Annotated in this window: 19 protein-coding genes and 1 tRNA gene; 9 read left to right on the top strand and 11 right to left on the bottom strand. The window is 70.0% G+C overall.

The genetic code is table 11. The features are described from left to right. Positions 1–13: 13 nt before the first annotated feature. Positions 14–583, bottom strand: a complete 570-nt coding sequence (locus AACL56_RS22705; RefSeq protein ID WP_339092056.1) for a molybdopterin-dependent oxidoreductase — start codon at positions 581–583, stop codon at positions 14–16. A gap of 112 nt (positions 584–695) precedes the next feature. Here AACL56_RS22705 and AACL56_RS22700 point away from each other — a divergent pair, with 112 nt between their 5' ends. Both AACL56_RS22700 and tsaA read left to right on the top strand, forming a co-directional pair. Next, on the top strand, positions 696–1,043 hold the full coding sequence (locus tag AACL56_RS22700) for a winged helix-turn-helix domain-containing protein (RefSeq protein ID WP_339092055.1): 348 nt from the start codon (positions 696–698) through the stop codon (positions 1,041–1,043). Continuing rightward, positions 1,040–1,555, top strand: a complete 516-nt coding sequence (tsaA, locus tag AACL56_RS22695) for a tRNA (N6-threonylcarbamoyladenosine(37)-N6)-methyltransferase TrmO (protein WP_339092054.1) — start codon at positions 1,040–1,042, stop codon at positions 1,553–1,555. The genes AACL56_RS22700 and tsaA overlap by 4 nt, the downstream gene beginning before the upstream one ends. Here the strand turns inward: tsaA and AACL56_RS22690 are convergent. Both AACL56_RS22690 and AACL56_RS22685 read right to left on the bottom strand, forming a co-directional pair. Then, positions 1,516–2,178: a nitroreductase family protein gene (locus AACL56_RS22690; RefSeq protein ID WP_339092053.1), complete on the bottom strand. Its 663-nt coding sequence runs from the start codon at positions 2,176–2,178 to the stop codon at positions 1,516–1,518. The genes tsaA and AACL56_RS22690 overlap by 40 nt on opposite strands. A gap of 5 nt (positions 2,179–2,183) precedes the next feature. Continuing rightward, complete coding sequence (locus AACL56_RS22685) at positions 2,184–2,423, bottom strand: hypothetical protein (protein WP_339092052.1); 240 nt, start codon at positions 2,421–2,423, stop codon at positions 2,184–2,186. 108 nt (positions 2,424–2,531) lie between these two features. Here AACL56_RS22685 and modB point away from each other — a divergent pair, with 108 nt between their 5' ends. The 3 genes from modB (at position 2,532) to AACL56_RS22670 (ending at position 4,918) form a co-directional block, all read left to right on the top strand. Further along, positions 2,532–3,215 (top strand): molybdate ABC transporter permease subunit, encoded by a 684-nt coding sequence (gene modB, locus AACL56_RS22680; protein ID WP_339092051.1) that lies wholly within the window; start codon positions 2,532–2,534, stop codon positions 3,213–3,215. Between the two features lie 156 nt (positions 3,216–3,371). Further along, positions 3,372–4,130 (top strand): molybdate ABC transporter substrate-binding protein, encoded by a 759-nt coding sequence (gene modA / locus AACL56_RS22675; RefSeq protein ID WP_339092050.1) that lies wholly within the window; start codon positions 3,372–3,374, stop codon positions 4,128–4,130. Further along, the gene (locus AACL56_RS22670) at positions 4,127–4,918 is read left to right on the top strand and encodes an ABC transporter ATP-binding protein (RefSeq protein ID WP_339092049.1); all 792 of its coding nucleotides are present in this window, start codon (positions 4,127–4,129) and stop codon (positions 4,916–4,918) included. The genes modA and AACL56_RS22670 overlap by 4 nt, the downstream gene beginning before the upstream one ends. Before the next feature lie 10 nt (positions 4,919–4,928). Here AACL56_RS22670 and AACL56_RS22665 read toward each other — a convergent pair whose 3' ends face one another. Then, the gene (locus tag AACL56_RS22665) at positions 4,929–5,519 is read right to left on the bottom strand and encodes a sugar O-acetyltransferase (RefSeq protein ID WP_339092048.1); all 591 of its coding nucleotides are present in this window, start codon (positions 5,517–5,519) and stop codon (positions 4,929–4,931) included. A 126-nt stretch (positions 5,520–5,645) separates the two neighbouring features. Between AACL56_RS22665 and AACL56_RS22660 the strand changes: the two genes are divergently transcribed. The 3 genes from AACL56_RS22660 to fdhD are packed head-to-tail and all read left to right on the top strand — an operon-like array spanning position 5,646 to position 9,221. After that, positions 5,646–7,994 (top strand): FdhF/YdeP family oxidoreductase, encoded by a 2,349-nt coding sequence (locus AACL56_RS22660; RefSeq protein WP_339092047.1) that lies wholly within the window; start codon positions 5,646–5,648, stop codon positions 7,992–7,994. Continuing rightward, positions 7,991–8,281 carry a hypothetical protein gene (locus tag AACL56_RS22655; protein ID WP_339092046.1) on the top strand — a complete coding sequence of 97 codons (291 nt, stop codon included), beginning with the start codon at positions 7,991–7,993 and terminating at the stop codon, positions 8,279–8,281. Before AACL56_RS22660 ends, AACL56_RS22655 begins: the two co-directional genes overlap by 4 nt. A 19-nt stretch (positions 8,282–8,300) precedes the next feature. After that, positions 8,301–9,221, top strand: coding sequence for a formate dehydrogenase accessory sulfurtransferase FdhD (fdhD, locus tag AACL56_RS22650; RefSeq protein ID WP_339092044.1), 921 nt, complete (start codon positions 8,301–8,303; stop codon positions 9,219–9,221). Here the strand turns inward: fdhD and mnmH are convergent. The 5 genes from mnmH to AACL56_RS22625 all read right to left on the bottom strand — a co-directional run bounded on the left by mnmH (position 9,155) and on the right by AACL56_RS22625 (position 13,716). Continuing rightward, on the bottom strand, positions 9,155–10,225 hold the full coding sequence (gene mnmH / locus AACL56_RS22645) for a tRNA 2-selenouridine(34) synthase MnmH (RefSeq protein ID WP_339092043.1): 1,071 nt from the start codon (positions 10,223–10,225) through the stop codon (positions 9,155–9,157). The genes fdhD and mnmH overlap by 67 nt on opposite strands. A 33-nt stretch (positions 10,226–10,258) precedes the next feature. Further along, a complete protein-coding gene (gene phnE / locus AACL56_RS22640; protein ID WP_339092042.1) occupies positions 10,259–11,068 on the bottom strand; it encodes a phosphonate ABC transporter, permease protein PhnE in 810 nt (269 codons plus the stop codon). After that, positions 11,065–11,895: an ABC transporter permease gene (locus tag AACL56_RS22635; protein ID WP_339092041.1), complete on the bottom strand. Its 831-nt coding sequence runs from the start codon at positions 11,893–11,895 to the stop codon at positions 11,065–11,067. The genes phnE and AACL56_RS22635 overlap by 4 nt, the downstream gene beginning before the upstream one ends. Further along, positions 11,892–12,704 (bottom strand): phosphonate ABC transporter ATP-binding protein, encoded by an 813-nt coding sequence (locus AACL56_RS22630; RefSeq protein ID WP_339092040.1) that lies wholly within the window; start codon positions 12,702–12,704, stop codon positions 11,892–11,894. Before AACL56_RS22630 ends, AACL56_RS22635 begins: the two co-directional genes overlap by 4 nt. Before the next feature lie 154 nt (positions 12,705–12,858). Further along, the gene (locus AACL56_RS22625) at positions 12,859–13,716 is read right to left on the bottom strand and encodes a putative selenate ABC transporter substrate-binding protein (RefSeq protein WP_339092039.1); all 858 of its coding nucleotides are present in this window, start codon (positions 13,714–13,716) and stop codon (positions 12,859–12,861) included. A 75-nt stretch (positions 13,717–13,791) separates the two neighbouring features. On the opposite strand from AACL56_RS22625, the gene selD reads away from it, so the two are divergent. After that, complete coding sequence (selD, locus tag AACL56_RS22620) at positions 13,792–14,856, top strand: selenide, water dikinase SelD (RefSeq protein WP_339092038.1); 1,065 nt, start codon at positions 13,792–13,794, stop codon at positions 14,854–14,856. 150 nt (positions 14,857–15,006) lie between these two features. Here selD and AACL56_RS22615 read toward each other — a convergent pair. Next, positions 15,007–15,102: transfer RNA gene (locus tag AACL56_RS22615), tRNA-Sec, on the bottom strand. Between the two features lie 17 nt (positions 15,103–15,119). Continuing rightward, positions 15,120–17,027, bottom strand: coding sequence for a selenocysteine-specific translation elongation factor (gene selB / locus AACL56_RS22610; protein WP_339092037.1), 1,908 nt, complete (start codon positions 17,025–17,027; stop codon positions 15,120–15,122). Positions 17,028–17,141 lie beyond the last annotated feature (114 nt).

Here is a 17,141-nt window from a genome sequence, read left to right as displayed (position 1 = left end):
GTCGCGTGAGCGATCAGCGGCCCGAAGGCTGCGCCGCGAAGATCTCGATCGCGGCCAGCCGGGCCACCGAACGGCCCGGCTTCATGTCGCCGGCCATCACCAGCCGCGCCATGCCGTTGCGACCCAGCGGCGCGCCGTTCAGGCTGTAGGCAACCAGCGCCACGCGGTTGCCGGACTCGGGTGCGATCTCCGCCAGCGAGACCACCGCACGGTAGCCGTCGCTGCCCACCAGCACCGCATACATCGACAGCACCGGATTGCGCACTGCCGCGTCGGGCCTGAGGCCGACCGAGGCGTCGTTCAGCAGCGTCCACAGGTTCACGCCGGTGTAGCTGTTGCTGCCGACCGTCTGCGTGGCCGCGGGCAGGGCCTGCAGCGCGGCGAGGTCGAAGGTGGCGCGCCTGCCGACGGCACCCGAGACTGTGAAGGACGGCGAAACGGCGTTGTCCGCCACCGTTGCCGTGCGCGCCGCATGCGCCGGCATGCCGGTTGACGGCGGGCTGTTGGCGCAGCCCGCGAGCAGCATCGACGCCGCAACGGCCAGGGCCGCGCCGACGGGCGGGAAGAGGGTGCGGTAGGTCACAGGAACTCCTCGTTTCCCCGGAGCGGGGCACGTCGTATTCATTCTTGCATAGCGATGCAGGGCACCGCGGGCGGACAATGACGGCCCGCATTGGTTTACGCTTCGCGCCAACATGAAATCCAAAGCCCAGTTCCGCTTGCGCATCTATCGGGACGACATCATCGCCATCGGCCCCGGAAAGATCGCGGTGCTCGAGGCCGTGGCCGAGACCGGCTCGATTTCCGCGGCCGCCCGGCTGCTCGGCATGTCCTACCGGCGTGCATGGATGCTGATCGACGAGATGAACCAGACGCTGGCTTCTCCCGCAGTGAACACCGCCGCCGGCGGCTCGCGCGGGGGCGGCACTGCGCTCACGCCGGTGGGCGAGGAGATCGTGAAGCACTACCGTGCCATCGAGAACGCCGCGCGGCTGGCCGCTTCGGCCGACATTCGTGCGCTCACGCGCCTGCTTGCACCATGACGGCCGCGAACATGCCCGGCCCTGGCGAGGTCGCCAACGTGGTGTGCCGCCCGGTCGGCGTCGTGCGCAGCCGCTTCACGGAGGCCACCGGCATGCCGATCCAGACGGCCGGCGCACCGGAAGAAAAGGGCCTCCTCGAAGTGTTCGCCGAGTTCGCGCCGGGTCTGCGCGACATCGAGGGCTTCGACTACCTGATCCTCGTCACCCACCTGCACCTCTGCCCGCACGAGCGGCTCGAGGTCGTGCCCTTTCTCGACGAAACCTCGCACGGCGCGTTCGCCACGCGCGCGCCCGCACGGCCGAACCGGCTGGGCCTGTCGATCGTCCGGCTGGAATCGGTCGAAGGCACGACGCTGCATTTCAGCGGCAACGACATGATGGACGGCACCCCCGTGCTCGACATCAAGCCCTACGTGCCGAAATTCGATGTGCGCGAGACCGACCGCGTGGGCTGGTTCGGCGCGCGGCTCGATCAGCTGCCCCGCACGCGCTCCGACGGCAGGATGGGCTGAGCCTCGGGCAGGGCAGCGGCGTCCGGGTCTTTCCACCCCTGCCAGCACGACCACACGCTCTGCGACAGCAGCTCGCGCGGTGGGGGCGGTGCCTCCTTCACGCTGCCCATGCTGATGAATCCCACCAGGTGCTCGCCCGGCAGCACGCCCACCTGGCGTGCCAGTGTCTCGTCGAAGCAGCGCTCGCCGCTCAGCACGATGGCGCCGTAGCCCAGCTGGTGCGAAGCGCTCAGCAGGTTGCCGAGCGCAGCGCCGGCGCTCAGCCATTGCTCGCGTGCCGGGATCTTGCTGCGCTCGCGCGGCGACACCACGAAGCCCAGCAGCAGGGGCGGGCGCGTGGCATGTTCGCGCGCGCGCTTCAGGTCGGCGGGGCCGGCCAGGGGGTCGCGCCGCAGTTTTTCCTGTTCGAAGCACCATGCCAGCGCTTCGCGGTTCTGCGGACGGAACTCGATGACGCGCCACGGGTGCAGCCCGCCATGGTCGGGCGCACGCAGGCCGGCCTGCAGGATCGCGTCGAGCTCGTCGGGATTGGGGCCGGGATGCTGCAGCCGCCGCGGCGACACCGAGCGCCGCGTCAGCAGGACTTCGAGGATGCGCTGCGCACCCGTCATGTGCCGCCACATGCGTGTCACTGTTCCCGGTGATCGACCCACGCCGACTGGCGGCGCAGCACCTCGCCGATGTCGTCCGCGTCGGCCTGCCCGACGAAGAACGACTGGCTGGCGCCGTCGGGTGCTGTGATGGAGAGCACGAAGCCTTCGGAATCCATCGACCGCTCGATGCGCCATTCGTGCACCTGCGTCACGCGCCGGCGTTCCGGCCTGCCGGAAATCGAGCGGACAACGGTGTCGAGGGCGGTGGGGCGCATGGGCGGGATGTCTCCTACGCTGTATCCCGCAGTATATGGAGACTCCCTCGTTTGCGCATCCCCGTGAGAACCTTGAGCCTCATCGTGTAACAATCCCGCCGTATTTTCATGAACACGACGAAATCGCTCATCGCCTCCACCGACTGGTTTCCCCTGGTGCTGTCGCTCAAGGTCGCTGCCGTGGCGACCGTGCTGGCACTGATCGTCGGCGTGGCGCTGGGCTGGGTGTTCGCGCGCAAGCGCTTCTTCGGCCGCAGCGTGCTCGAGGCCGTGTTCATGCTGCCGCTGGTGCTGCCGCCCACCGTGATCGGCTACGCCATCCTGGTGGCGGCCGGACGCCGCAGCCCGCTGGGCGCGTGGCTGCGCGAGCACCTGGACTACACCATCATCTTCAGCTGGCACGGCGCCGTGGTGGCCTCGGCCGTGGTGGCGCTGCCGCTGGTGCTCAAGTCGGCGAGCGCCGCGTTCTCGAATGTCGACCGATCGCTCGAGGCCGCGGCCAGCACGCTGAGGCAGTCGCCGTTCTCGGTGTTCCTGCGCGTCACGCTGCCCCTGGCCTGGCCGGGCATCCTGGCGGGCACGCTGCTCGCGTTCGCGCGCGCCATGGGCGAGTTCGGCGCGTCGCTGATGGTGGCGGGCTCCATTCCCAAGCAGACGCAGACGCTGTCGATGGCGATCTACGATGCGGTGCAGGCCGGGCACGACGACCTCGCGCTGCTGCTGGTCATCGTGACCTCGGTGCTGTCGATCACCGTGCTCGTGGTGTCGAACCGTTTCTTCTCGTTGAAATGAGTACACCCCCCAGTCTTCGCGCACTTCGTGTCGCTTCGCCAACCCCCTTGCAGGGGGCAACGCCTGCGGCCCGGCAAAGCCGGTTCCGCGGTGGTCCCCGACGGCGCCGCTGACGTTTTCGGTTTCCGGTCCTTCAATAATTTCCAGGAGAGTTCCATGCGCCCGTTCCGCCTCTTGTTCCTTGCTTCCGCCGTGGTGGCCCTTGCCCTGCCGCTGGCCGCCACTGCGCAGCAGATCACCGTGTCCGCCGCCGCCAGCCTGACCGATGCCTTCAAGGAAATCGGTCCCAAGTTCGAGGCAGCGAAGTCGGGCGCCACGGTGCGCTTCAACTTCGCCGCCTCGGGTGTGCTGCTGCAGCAGATCGGCCAGGGCGCGCCGGTGGATGTGTTCGCCAGCGCCGATCAGGACACCATGAACCGCGGCGTCGAGCAGAAGGTGATCGACACCGCCACCCGCAAGGACTTCGTCACCAACAGCCTGGTGCTCGTCGAGCCGGCGAAGGATGCCGTCGGCGTGAAGACGCTGCAGGACCTGAGCGGCGCCAGCGTCAAGAAGATCGCCGTGGGCAAGGTCGCCACCGTGCCGGTCGGCCGCTACACCAAGCAGGTGCTCGACAACGCCAACCTCTGGACCACGCTCGAGCCGAAGTTCGTTCAGGCCGACAGCGTGCGCCAGGTGCTCGACTACGTGAGCCGCGGCGAGGTCGAGGCCGGCTTCGTCTACCGCACCGATGCGGCCGTGGCCGGCGACAAGGTCAAGATCGCCTTCACGCCCACCGGCCACACGCCCGTGACCTACCCGATCGCCGTGGTGGCTGACAGCAAGCAGAAGGCGCTGGCCGGCGATTTCATCAACTTCCTGTCGACGCCTGCCGCGCAGGAAGTGCTCACGCGCTACGGTTTCGGCAAGCCATGATCGACGTCGATCTGAAGCTCTCGGTGAAGGACGGGGCGCGCCGCTTCGACCTGGCCGTGCGCTTTCAGACCGACGTGCCGTTCGCCGCGCTCTACGGCCCGTCGGGCGCGGGCAAGTCGCTGACCTTGCAGGCCATTGCCGGACTGCTGCATCCCGCATCGGGCCACGTCAGGCTCGACGGCCGCACCCTGTACGACTCGGCGCAGGGCATCGACGTGCCTGCGCCGGCGCGTCGCGTCGGCTACCTGTTCCAGGACTACGCGCTGTTCCCGCACCTGAGCGTGCGCGAGAATGTCTCGTTCGGGTTGACCGCCTGGCACCGCCGCAAGCCGCCCGCGAAGGACGCCGAACGCGTGCAGGCGCTGCTCGAGAGCTTCGGTCTCGCCGCGCTCGCCGACAGCCGGCCTCAGAACCTCTCGGGCGGCCAGCAGCAGCGCGTGGCGCTGGCACGGGCGCTCGCCTGCGAGCCGCAGGTGCTGCTGCTCGACGAGCCCTTCGCCGCGCTCAACCCGATGCTGCGCACCGAGCTGCGCAACGAACTCGCCCAGGTGCGCAGGCAGTGGGGCATCCCGGTGCTGATGATCACGCACGACATCGAGGACGTGCTCGCGCTGGCTGATGTGGCCTTCGTCTACAAGGACGGCCAGGTGGTGCGCGAGATCGACCTGCACAACGCGCAGAGCCGCGACTTCGCCTTGCGCGACATTGCCGGCGTGCAGGCGGTCGAGGACACGCCGCTTCGCAGCAGGTTGCGCAGCCTGCTGATGCAGGACGCGCGCGGCGGCTGAAGCTGCCGCGTCAGCCGCGGAAACCCGTGCGGTCTTCCGCGGTGATCTCCCGCAGCACCCGGCACGGCACGCCCGCCGCCAGCATGTTCGCCGGCACGTCCTTCGTCACCACGCTGCCCGAGCCGATCACCGCGTGGTCGCCGATGGTCACGCCCGGGTTGATGTGCACCCCGGCGCCCACCCACACGCGGTGGCCGATGCGCACCGGCCTGGCCTGGCAGGCGCCCGCGGCGCGCTCGGCCGCGTCCAGTGCGTGGTTGGTGGTGTAGATGCCCACGCGTGGGCCGAACAGCACCTGGTCGCCGATGTCGATGCCGCCGCCGTCGAGCATCACGCAGTCGAAGTTGGCATAGAAGCCCCGGCCCACCGAGATGTTGAAGCCGAATTCGCAGCGGAAGGCGGGCTCGAAGTGCGCACCGTCGCCCACCTGCCGGAGCAGCCGGCGCAGCAGCGCGATGCGTTCCTGCGCCGGGCGGCCGAAGCTGCGGTTGTATTCGTCGGTGCGCAGCACGGCGGCTTCGCGGGCGGCCAGCAGTTCCGGGGTCAGGTCGTCGTAGACGGCGCCGCGGAGGATGAGGGCGCGTTGTTCTTCCAGGGTCATCCGGTCCACTGTACAGAGCACGGCGCATCGCGCGGCAGAGACCCCGTGGCCCTTCATTTCCATTTTGAATCAAGGCATGTGCCGATCCAATTTGACGTGCGCCCCTCGCGCGCGAACACTCCCGGCATGAGCGAGCAGAAGATCGAGTTTTACAAGGGCCCCGCCGGCGGCTGGGGTGCGTTGCGCAGCGTCACCCAGGCGCTGCTTCGGCAGGACATTCCCATCAAGGGCGCCAAGACGCTCCTCTCGGCGAACCAGCCCGACGGCTTCGACTGCCCCGGCTGCGCCTGGCCCGATCGCAACCATGCCTCGACCTTCGAGTTCTGCGAGAACGGCGTGAAGGCCGTGGCCGCCGAGGCCACCGCGCGCCGCGCGGGCCCGGAGCTGTTCGCCAGGTACACGGTGGCCGAACTGGCCCAGCAGAGCGACTTCTGGCTCGAGGACCAGGGCCGCCTCACGCACCCCATGGCCTACGACGCGGCGAGCGACCGCTACGTGCCCATCGAATGGGACGCCGCCTTCGATCGCATCGCGCTGCACCTCAATGCATTGCCCGATCCGAACCAGGCCATCTTCTATACCTCGGGCCGCGCCAGCAACGAGGCCGCATTCCTGTACCAGCTGTTCGTGCGCGAATACGGCACCAACAACTTCCCCGACTGTTCCAACATGTGCCACGAGCCCAGCGGCAGCGGCATGCGCCCGCAGCTGGGCGTGGGCAAGGGCACGGTCACGCTCGACGACTTCGAGAAGGCCGACGCCATCTTCATCTTCGGCCAGAACCCCGGCACCAACCACCCGCGCATGCTCGGCGAGCTGCGTGCCGCCTCCAAGCGCGGCGCGCGCATCGTGAGCTTCAACCCGCTGCGCGAGCGCGGCCTGGAGCGCTTCGCCGATCCGCAGGACAAGCTCGAGATGGCCACCATGGGCTCCACGCCCATCAGCACGCACTACTTCCAGCTGCGCGTGGGCGGCGACTTCTCCGCCATCAAGGGGATGATGAAGCACGTCATCGAACGCGAGGACGAAGCGGTGGCGCGCGGCGAACCCGCGGTGCTCGACCATGCGTTCATCGCCGAGCACACCATCGGCTTCGAGCCGCTCGCGGCCGACCTGCGCGCCGAGTCGTGGGACATCCTGGTGCAGGAGTCGGGCCTGAGCGAAGCGCAGATCCGCGCCGCGGCCGATGTGTACCTGGGCGCCAGGCGCGTCATCGCCTGCTGGGGCATGGGCATCACGCAGCACCAGCATTCGGTCGCCACCATCCAGATGATCGGCAACTGGCTCATGATGTGCGGCCACATGGGCCGCGAAGGCGCGGGTGCCTGCCCGGTGCGCGGCCACAGCAACGTGCAGGGCGACCGCACCATGGGCATCTGGGAGAAGCCGCCCGCGGCGCTGCTCGACCGCCTGCAGAAGGTGTTCGGCTTCGAGCCGCCGCGCCAGAACGGCGTGGACACCGTCGAGGCCATCCGGGCGATGCTCGACGGCAAGGGCAAGGTGTTCTTCGCGCTCGGCGGCAACTTCGCGGCCGCCACGCCCGACACCTACCAGACCTGGAAGGGCCTGCAGAACTGCGACCTCACGGTGCACGTGACCACCAAGCTCAACCGCAGCCACGTCATCCACGGGCGCGAAGCCATCATCCTGCCGTGCCTCGGCCGCACCGAGATCGACATGCAGGCCAACGGCCCGCAGGGCGTGACGGTGGAGGACTCGATGAGCATGGTGCACATCTCGATGGGCATCAACCCGCCGGCCTCCGAGCACCTGCTGTCCGAGCCCGCCATCGTGGCGCGCCTGGCGGCCGCCACCATCGGCGCGCGCAGCAGCACGCCGTGGCTCTGGCTGGTCGAGGACTACGCGCGCATCCGCGACAAGATCGAAGCCGTGTTCGACGACTTCAAGGACTTCAACACCCGCGTGGCGCACCCCGGCGGCTTCCGCCTGCGCAACACCGCGAGCGAGCGCGTGTGGAACACCGCCTCGAAGAAGGCCGTGTTCTTCACCCATGCCGTGCCGCTGGACACCCACTCGCACCGCGCGCGGGCGCGCTTCGCGAAGCAGACCGACACCGTGGTCTTCACGCTGCTCACCACGCGTTCGCACGACCAGTACAACACCACCATCTACGGCATGGACGACCGCTATCGCGGCGTGTTCGGCCAGCGCCGCGTGGTGTTCATCAACAAGGAAGACATCCGCCACCTGGGCATGAAGGACGGTGACTGGGTCGACATCCAGACGGTGTGGAACGACGGGCAGGAGCGCCGCGCCGACCGCTTCAAGCTGGTGGCCTACGACATCCCGCGCGGCAACCTCGCGGCCTACTACCCCGAGACCAACCCGCTGGTGCCGCTGTCCTCGGTGGCCGAGAACGCGGGCACGCCGACCTCGAAGTCCATTCCCGTGGTGCTGTCGCTGCACGCGGCGCCCGCACCCGCCCCGGCAGACGCTGATACTGTGGCGGCATGACCGCTGCCGCCTTCCACGCCGATTCCTTTTCCATCGCCATCTTGCGCGCGCTCGCCGAGGCGCCGGGCGAGGGCGGCATGTCGCTGCCGCGCCTGGGCAAGCGGCTGGGGCAGGGCGCGAGCGTGGTCATGCGCCACCTCACGCTGATGGGCGATGCCGCCATCGGCGGCGTGCGCGGGCCGGGCTGGGTGCGCGTGGTGCAGCTGGACGACCGCTGGGTCGCGCACCTCACCGATGCGGGCCGTGCCTGGGTCGAAGCCCTGCCGGCTGACGAGAACACCGGCTGAGCGGACAATGGCCGCGGCCATGCAACACCCCAGCATCTCCCCACCAGACGACGACACGCTGTCGCCCCTGTCGCGGCACGCGGTGCATGTGTTCGGCGAGCGCGGCGTCGCGCCCGAGGGCGTCGTGCGCGACGACACGCTGGCGTCCGAGGTGCCGGTGGCGCTGGTGTTCAACGGCGTCTCGCATGCCGTGATGATGGCAACGCCGAGGGACGTCGAAGCCTTCGCACTGGGCTTCGCGCTGAGCGAAGGCATCCTCGACAGCGCGGCCGATTGCCGCGGCATCGATGTGCAGGCGGTCGATGCGTCGGACGCAGGACTGCCCGAAGGCATGCCCGGCATCGAGGTGCAGCTCGAGATTTCCACGCGCAGCTTCGAACGCCTGAAGGACCGCCGCCGCAGCCTCGCGGGCCGCACCGGCTGCGGCGTGTGCGGTGTCGAGAGCTTCGCGGGGCTCGACCTCACGCCGCAGCGCGTGCCGCCGCGCGAGTGGATCGAACGCATCGACCTCGCGACCGTGCTGCGCGCCTTCGCGGCCATGGCGCCGCGCCAGGTGCTCAACGCCGAGGCCGGCGCGATCCATGCGGCGGCATGGGCCACGGTCGACGGCGAGCTCACCGACCTGATGGAAGACGTCGGCCGCCACAACGCGCTCGACAAGCTGCTCGGTGCTCTCGCAACGGCAGGCCGGCTCGCAGAGCCCGGCTTCGTGCTGATGTCCAGCCGCGGCAGCCACGAGCTGGTGCGCAAGTGCGCACGCCTGGGCATCGCGGCGATGGCCACCATCTCGGCGCCCACCGCGATGGGCGTGCGCATGGCCGAGCTCAGCGGCCTGCGCTTCTGGGGCCTGTGCCGCGCGCCGCGCGGCGTGCTCTATGCCGACGGACTCGGCGGCGCGCCGAGCGCCAGCACCGCGTCGGTGACCGCCTCGATGCCCTGATCCGACAGGTCGGGCGCCGCCACGCGCTGGCGGTCCGGCCACTTGCGGAAGTGCAGTGCCTGCGACTTCTCGTAGTGCGGGTCGTAGTGCAACGACATGAGTTCCGCGAACAGGTGCGGCAGGTCGGCCTCGTGCGCCCATTGCTGCCAGCGCGCCACGGTCTCCTTGCCCTGCAGTTCCTTCAGCGCGCCCATCTTGTCGGCGAGCGCGTCGCGGTCGTCGCCCAGGTAGGCGTAGTCGCGCAGCAGGTAGGCCAGGCGCGCCTCGGGCGTGGCCGACACCTCGATGCACGAGGCCGCGCGCATCTGCGCCACCAGCGGCAAGGGCAGCGAGAGCCGCCCGATGCGGATGCTCTCGCCTTCGACATACAACGGGCGCGAAACGTCGACAGTCTCGAGCACGGACGCGATGCGGGTCTCGAAATGCTTCTGCGAGGGCTGCGCCACACCCGGCAGCGAACCGAGCAGCGAGCCCTTGTGGTTGGCGAAATCCTCCAGGTCGAGCACCTGCGCGCCGCGCGCGGCCAGCGCATGCAGCACGCGCGTCTTCGCGCTGCCGGTGGCGCCGCAGATCACGCGCAGGTCGAGCTTCGGCGTGAGCGAGTCGATCTGCGAGATGACGTGGCGGCGAAAGCTCTTGTAGCCGCCCGCGAGCTGCTGCGCGTCCCAGCCCACGAGGCGCAGCCAGGTCACCATCGAGCCGCTGCGCATGCCGCCGCGCCAGCAGTAGACCAGCGGCTTCCAGTGCTCGGGCCGGTCGGCCAGGGTGTCGCGCAGGTGCCGCGCGATGTTGGCCGCGACCATCGCGCCGCCGATGCGCCGTGCTTCGAAGGCGCCCGTCTGCACGTAGGTCGTGCCCACGATGTGCCGCTCCTCGTCGTCGAGCACCGGGCAGTTGATGGCGCCGGGAATATGGTCGAGCGCGAACTCGGCCGGCGAGCGTGCGTCGATCAGCGTATCGAAGGCGTGGCGGTCCGCCACCCGCACGGGCTGGCGATGACTCATGGAAGAAACCTCATGCCCCCGATTGTCCGCCCGTCAGGCGTAGGCCGGCCCGAGACCCTTGCGCAGGCGAGCGCTCGCAAGGTCGACGGCGACGACCAGCGCGAACATCGCGATCAGCACCGTCATGGCCTGCTGCTGCTGGAAGATCGAGAGGTGGAAGTACAGCAGCTGCCCGAGCCCGCCGCCGCCCACGAAGCCCAGCACGGCCGCCATGCGGATGTTCATTTCCCAGCGGTAGAGCGTGTAGGCCACCCACTGCGGCAGCACGATCGGCAGGCTGGCGTAGCTGAAGGCAGCCACCGGGCCGGCGCCCGAGAGGGTGAGCGCATGCTCGGGCTCGCGCGGCGCGTTCTCCAGCGCCTCGGCAAAGAGGCGCCCCAGCACGCCGGTGGTGTGCAGCGACAGGGCGAGCGCGCCGGCAAACGGACCGATGCCCGCGGCCAGCACCATCAGCGCCGCCCAGACGAGCTCGGGCACGCTGCGCAGGAAGTTGAGCGCAAAGCGCGCGGCATGGCGCGGCAGCCAGCCCGCGCGTCCCGAGGCGGGCAGGGCGAGCACCGCGCCCGCCAAGGCCGCCAGCACCGTGCCCAGCGCGGACACCGCCAGCGTCTGCAGCGCGCCGTGGCCGACCCTGGCAAGGAAGTCCGGCGACACGTCGGGCGGGAAGAACTCGGCGATGAACTTGCCCATGAGGCGCAGCGACTCCGCCGAGCCGAGCGCGCGGTAGTCGATGCCCAGGTAGACGAAGCTCGCGATCACCGACACGCCGATCAGCAGCAGCGCGATGCGGCAGCGCCAGCACGGCGGCGGACGCGGGGGAAGCGGCGCAGTGTTCGTCGTCATGCGAGCAGCCGGCGCAACGCGTTGCTCAGCAGGTCGGCCAGCAGCACCAGCGCCAGGAACACCAGCAGGATGCTGCTCGCCTCGCCGCCGTTGAGCATCTTCATCGACTGGTCCATCAGCTGGCCCAGCCCGCCAGCGCCCACGAAGCCCATCACCACCGAGGCGCGCACCGCGCATTCCCAGCGGTACACGGTGTACGAGGCCAGCTCCTGCGCGGTGTTCGGCAGCAGGCCGTAGCACAGCGCGGCGAAGCGTCCGCTGCCGCCCTCGAGCAACGCGCGTGCGGGGCGCGTGTCCGTCGACTCCAGGATCTCGGCGTACACCTTGCCCAGCATGCCGCCGTAGGTGATGGCCAGCGCGAGCACGCCCGACGCAGGCCCGAGCCCGAGCGCGCGCACGAACAGCAGCGCCCAGACGATTTCGGGAATCGCGCGCAGCACCATCAGCAGCCAGCGCGCGGCCTGCCGCACAACGCCAGCCTGCACGCGGCCCGGCCCGGGGCCGATGCGCGAGATGGAGAGCGCGCGTGTCGTCACGAAGCCGAGCGGTGCGCCGATCAGCAGCGCCAGCGCGGTGCCGGCCGTGGCCATGGCCAGCGTCTCAAGCGTGGCCTTGAAGAGGAGCGCCATGAAGGCGGGCGAGCCGTCGGGCGGAAAGAAGCCTGCGAGAAAGCCGCCGATCACCGCGAGGTTGCCGCCGTCGAAAAGCGCCCACGGCCTGAACTCGGACAGCGCCAGCATCGGCCACGCAATGACCAGCGCAGCCGTCCATGCAGCGAGCCGGCGTGCCGCGTGGGGATCGCGATGCGGAGCGAGCGCCGCGTTCACGGGCAGTCCGGACGCTGGAAGGCCGGCTCCATCGCTGCGCCGGGCGGAGGATGCTGCGCCGCGATGCCGCCCTCGCTCGCGTACAGCGCGTCGAGCATGGCGGCGGTGACATGCGCGGCGGGCAGGTCGAACACCACCTGCCAGTTGCGCATGCCCACGATGCGCGGAAACCATCGCAGCGCGAGATCCACCGCATGCAGGGACGCCACCAGCGTCGAGCCGGTGGCCTCGCTCTGTGCCACCAGCCGGCCGGCCGCGGCGTCAGACAGCGTGGGGTCGAGCGCGGAGACCGGTTCGTCGGCCAGCAGAAGTGCGGGGCGCTGGTACAGCACGCGCGCGATGCCCACGCGCTGCAGCTGGCCGCCCGAGAGGCGGTCGCAGCGGTCGAACAGGCGGTCTTCCATGCCGAGCCGTGCCAGGGCTTCATGCGCGCCGGCGATGTCGGACGGATGGAACAGCGAGCCCAGGGCGCGCAGCGTCGACCATTGGCCGAGACGGCCCGCAAGCACCGCGGTGACCACGCGCAGGCGCGGTGCGATCGGCGGCGACTGGTGCACGGTGCCGATGCGCGCGCGCAGCTTCTTCAGTGCGCCGGCGGGCAGGTCCCAGGGCTTCTCGCCCAGCACCTCGACCGTGCCCTCGGTGGGGCGAAGGGCCGCACCGAGCACGCGCAGCAGCGTGGTCTTGCCGGCGCCCGAAGGACCGATGACGGCGATGCGTTCGCCGTCGCGCGCGGCGAGCGTCACGCTGTTCAGGGCGCGGTGGCCGTTGGGGTGGACCACGCCGATGGCGTCCAGATGGAAGCTCACGCTGCGCAGCTTTCCCAGGCCGTTCCCTCACCCCAGCCCTCTCCCGCGAGCGGGAGAGGGGGCAAGAATGGGCCGGGCTGTCTGCATTGGCTCTCTCTCCCTCTCTCGCTCGCGGGAGAGGGTTGGAGTGAGGGTGCCCCCGTCTCCCGCCGGATCACTTGATCAGGCCTGCCGACTTCCCCGCCGTCTCGATCCCGTCGTAGTTCGAGGACTTCGTCGGAATGAACTTGCTCGCACGCTGCAGCGCCATGATCTCCTTGTGCGCCGGGTTCGCCGGGTCGAGCTTCAGGAAGGCATCGGTCAGCTTCTTCTGCAGCGCCGGGTCCATGCCGGGGCGCACGGTCCAGTTGTAGTCGTAGTAGGTCGGCGTGGTCGCCAGCACGCGCACCTTGGCGGCGTTGGGGTTCTTGGACTCCACCAGCTTGTCCCACACCGAGGCGTTGAGCACGCCCGCTTCGGCGCGCGACGCGGCCACGAAGGCCACGGTGGCGTCGTGCGCGCCCGAGAACGCAACCGTCTTGAAGTCCTTCTCGGGATTGATGCCGGCCTGCAGCAGGAAGTAGCGCGGCATCAGGCTGCCCGAGGTGGACGACGGCGCGCCGAACGCGAAGGTCTTGCCCTTCAGGTCGGCCAGCGTCTTCGCGGGGCTGTCGATGGGCACGATGAACTTGCTGGTGAACACCTCGTCCTCGGCGCGCTGCACGATCGGCACTGCGCCGCCGTTGGTGCGGATGCGCGCCTGCACGTAGGTGAAGCCACCGAGCCAGGCCAGGTCGATCTTGTTCGTGGCCAGGCCTTCGACCACGGCCGCGTAGTCGGTCACGGGCGTGAACTGCACGTCCATGCCGGTTTCCTTCTTCAGGTAGTCGCCCAGCGGCGTGAACTTGCGCTGCAGCTCGGTGGGGGCCTCGTCGGGAATGGCCGAGACGCGCAGCATCCCTTGCGCGAAGGCGCCGAAGCTCGCGGCGGAAAGGGCCAGCGCGAGCGCCATGCGGGTGAAAGTCTTCTTCATGGATGTGCCTCGGGGACGTGCGGTTGAGGAAAGGACGGGATTGTAGAAAGCGTGGCCGCTTCGATAATCGGGCCCATGAACCCAACGCTCATGAATCCGCTCGCGCCGTTGCGCCTCACGAGTTTTTCGCATGGTGGCGGCTGCGGCTGCAAGATCGCGCCCGGCGTGCTCTCGCAGATCCTGAAGAACCACGCGGGCGGCATGATCCCGCCCGAGCTCATGGTGGGCATCGAGACCGCCGACGACGCGGCGGTCTACCGGCTCAACGACCAGCAGGCGCTGATCGCCACCACCGACTTCTTCATGCCCATCGTGGACGACCCCTACGAGTTCGGCCGCATCGCCGCGACCAACGCGATCAGCGACGTGTACGCGATGGGCGGCCGGCCGATCATGGCGCTGGCGCTCGTGGCCATGCCGATCAACCAGCTGCCGGTGGAGGTCATCGCCGAGGTCGTGCGCGGCGGGCAGGACGTGTGCCGCGCCGCCGGCATTCCCATTGCGGGCGGCCACACCATCGATTCGGTCGAGCCCATCTACGGCCTCGTCGCGATGGGGCTGGTGCATCCGGACCGCGTGCGCCGCAACGCCGACGCGAAGGCGGGCGACGTGCTCGTGCTCGGCAAGCCGCTGGGCGTGGGCGTGCTGTCGGCCGCGCTCAAGAAGGAGCAGCTGTCCGAGACCGGCTACCGCCAGCTCATCGAGAACACGACCCGGCTCAACACACCCGGCATTGCGCTCGCGGCGCTCGACGGCGTGCATGCGCTGACCGACGTGACCGGCTTCGGGCTGGCCGGCCACGCGCTGGAACTCGCGCGCGGCGCCGGGCTGACCGCCGTCGTCGAATGGTCGACGGTGCCGCTGCTCGACAACGTGGTGGCGATGGCGGCCGGCGGCTTCGTCACCGGTGCGTCGGGGCGCAACTGGGCGGGCTATGGCGCCGATGTCGAACTCGCGGCCGGCCTGCCGGCCACCGCGCAGAGCCTGCTGAGCGACCCGCAGACCTCGGGCGGCCTGCTCGTGAGCTGCGCCCCGGAGGCGGTCGACGCCGTGCTGAATATCTTTCGCGACGAAGGCTTTGCCCGCGCGTCGGTCATCGGCCGCGTCGAGGCCGGAAAGCCTGCCCTGCGCGTCATCTGAGATCGGCGCGATGTGCCCATGCCGACTCGTCGATTGGGCCGTCGCCGTCGCGAGCGGTTCGAGCTTGTGCCGAGAAGCGCAGACGTACATGGGTACGTCGAGCATCGCAGGTGCAAGATCGGACCGCGCAGAAGGCGAATGCCCGCTCGATGGCGGAAGGGGGAAGGAGTCGAACCTTCCCGGCGACGACTGGCGCCACCCACCGGGTTTGAAGCCCGGCCGCCCCACCAGGGACGATCCCCTCCCATGATCCGTTGCGTCGTTCACGCGCTCGCTCCGAACAGCGAGGTGTCGGGCCGAAGCAGGTGCGCGTCCTTCACGCGCCGCGTCAGCCCCACGCGGTCGAAGAATTCCAGCAGCTGGATCGCGCGCTTGCGCCCCAGACCCGTCGCGTCGCGAAAGCTCGCGGCCTGCAATCCCTGCGGCCCGTCGAGGCATTCGCGTGCAATGGCCGCGAGCCGCTCGACGGTGGCCAGCGGATAGTACAAGTCCTTCACCACCTGGAAGGCCTCGCCGCGCCGCGCGAGGCTCGCGAGCGTCTGCCGCACCATCGGCTCGCTTGCTGCGCAGTCCTTCGCGAGTTCGCGCACCCACGGCGGATCGAAGCCGCCGTCGGCGAGCCTGGGCAGCAGCTTCTGCGCGAGCTTCTGCTCGGCCTCGCCGAGCCGCGCGGCGTGCGCGGGCAGGTGCAGCCAGGTGCCGCTGCGCACCAGCGCGCCGCGCGCGACCAGCGCATCGAGCGCATGGCGCCAGAGCGCATCGTCGGTGCGCGGCCCCGCGAGGCGCTTGAGCCGGCGCGCATCGGGGCCGACCTCGTCGGGCGCCGTGCGATGGAACTCCGCGAGGCGCGCGGCGATCTGCGTCTCGAGCGCGTCCAGATGCGACCGCGCGATGGCCGTGTGCTCGATGCGCACGGCATCGCCGGGCAACGGCAGCGCGGCTTCGTCCGTCAGGGCGAGTGCGCGCGCCAGCCGGGTGGTGTCGAGACCCAGCGGTGCGCCGTGCAGCAGCGCTGCCGCGCGCGAGGCGGGCTCGTCGGTGGACCATGCGGCGAGCATGTGCAGACGCTCAGGCGTACGCCGGTAGCGCACCGGCGCGAACGGGTCCAGTACGTAGATGCCGGCCGCGGTGCGCGTGGCCGAGGCATCGCGCAGCACGCCGCGGTCGCCATGCCAGGCGCCGATGTCGTCCTTCAACACGAGTTGGGCGAGTGCGGTTTCGCCCGGTGCCAGCACGTCGCGGTCGAGCAGCGCGACCGATGCCATCGTGTCGCTGGCGCCCAGGTGCGCATGCACCGTCGTGCCCGAGCGCATCGGCTTCTCCTCGCCGGGCCACAGCGCGAGCCGAACGTCGATGCGATCCGTCGCGAGTGCGGCAGCCGGTGCGCAGATCCAGTCGCCGCGGTGCACCTCGTCCTTCGTGACGCCGGCCAGCGCCAGGGCGCAGCGCTGGCCTGCGTGGGCCGATTCGGTCTTCGTGTCCTGCGCATGGATGCCGCGCACGCGCACCGTGTGGCCGCGCGGCACGACGCTCAACGCGTCGCCGATGCGCACACTGCCGCTGAAGACCGTGCCAGTGACCACCGTTCCGACGCCGGCCAGCGTGAACGAGCGGTCTGCCGCCAGGCGGAAGGCAAGGCCGTCTTCATGGGCGTGGCCATGCCGCGCCGCGCCGAGCAGCCGTTCACGCAGCGTGTCGATGCCGTCGCCGGTCGCTGCGGATACCGCGAGCACCGGCGCGTCTGCAAGCGGCGTCGGTGCCAGCAGCGCGGCGATGTCCGCGCGCACCTCGGCGAGGCGCGCCGCGCGCGTGGCTTCGTCGATGCGGTCGATCTTGGTGATGGCCACGGTGGCTTGCTGCACGCCCAGCAGCGCCACCACCGCAAGGTGCTCGCGGGTCTGCGGCATCACGCCGTCGTCGGCCGCCACGACCAGCAGCGCATGGTCGATGCCGGTGGCGCCGGCCAGCATGGTGTGCAGCAGGCGCTCGTGGCCCGGCACATCGACGAAGCCGAGCGACACGCCGTCGGACGCGTGCAGGTAGGCGTAGCCGAGTTCGATGGAGATGCCGCGGCGCTTCTCCTCGGGCAACCGGTCGGTGTCGACACCGGTGAGCGCACGCACCAGCGTGGTCTTGCCGTGGTCGATGTGGCCTGCGGTGCCGATGATCATGGCTTGCGGGCCTGCTCGTTCGCCCTTTGGGGAAGGTCGGGACGGGGGCGGGGCGTGTGCGGGCGCCGTGGCTGTCGGGAGGCCGTCGTGCCCCCACCCCGCCCTCCCCAGAGG

The organism is Variovorax paradoxus (assembly GCF_902712855.1).
Lineage (GTDB): Bacteria > Pseudomonadota > Gammaproteobacteria > Burkholderiales > Burkholderiaceae_C > Variovorax > Variovorax paradoxus_Q.
Note: the sequence above shows the minus strand (reverse complement) of the source record. Positions and strands in the feature narration are given on the sequence as shown.

Coding starts and splice junctions, on each gene's coding strand:
- selB (WP_339092037.1), bottom strand. CDS start 17,027: ATGATCATCGGCACCGCAGGCCACATCGACCACGGCAAGACCACGCTG.
- tsaA (WP_339092054.1), top strand. CDS start 1,040: ATGACGGCCGCGAACATGCCCGGCCCTGGCGAGGTCGCCAACGTGGTG.
- mnmH (WP_339092043.1), bottom strand. CDS start 10,225: ATGAGTCATCGCCAGCCCGTGCGGGTGGCGGACCGCCACGCCTTCGAT.
- fdhD (WP_339092044.1), top strand. CDS start 8,301: ATGCAACACCCCAGCATCTCCCCACCAGACGACGACACGCTGTCGCCC.
- AACL56_RS22670 (WP_339092049.1), top strand. CDS start 4,127: ATGATCGACGTCGATCTGAAGCTCTCGGTGAAGGACGGGGCGCGCCGC.
- AACL56_RS22700 (WP_339092055.1), top strand. CDS start 696: ATGAAATCCAAAGCCCAGTTCCGCTTGCGCATCTATCGGGACGACATC.
- AACL56_RS22660 (WP_339092047.1), top strand. CDS start 5,646: ATGAGCGAGCAGAAGATCGAGTTTTACAAGGGCCCCGCCGGCGGCTGG.
- AACL56_RS22625 (WP_339092039.1), bottom strand. CDS start 13,716: ATGAAGAAGACTTTCACCCGCATGGCGCTCGCGCTGGCCCTTTCCGCC.
- selD (WP_339092038.1), top strand. CDS start 13,792: ATGAACCCAACGCTCATGAATCCGCTCGCGCCGTTGCGCCTCACGAGT.
- AACL56_RS22690 (WP_339092053.1), bottom strand. CDS start 2,178: ATGTGGCGGCACATGACGGGTGCGCAGCGCATCCTCGAAGTCCTGCTG.
- modA (WP_339092050.1), top strand. CDS start 3,372: ATGCGCCCGTTCCGCCTCTTGTTCCTTGCTTCCGCCGTGGTGGCCCTT.
- AACL56_RS22655 (WP_339092046.1), top strand. CDS start 7,991: ATGACCGCTGCCGCCTTCCACGCCGATTCCTTTTCCATCGCCATCTTG.
- AACL56_RS22685 (WP_339092052.1), bottom strand. CDS start 2,423: ATGCGCCCCACCGCCCTCGACACCGTTGTCCGCTCGATTTCCGGCAGG.
- AACL56_RS22665 (WP_339092048.1), bottom strand. CDS start 5,519: ATGACCCTGGAAGAACAACGCGCCCTCATCCTCCGCGGCGCCGTCTAC.
- phnE (WP_339092042.1), bottom strand. CDS start 11,068: ATGACGACGAACACTGCGCCGCTTCCCCCGCGTCCGCCGCCGTGCTGG.
- modB (WP_339092051.1), top strand. CDS start 2,532: ATGAACACGACGAAATCGCTCATCGCCTCCACCGACTGGTTTCCCCTG.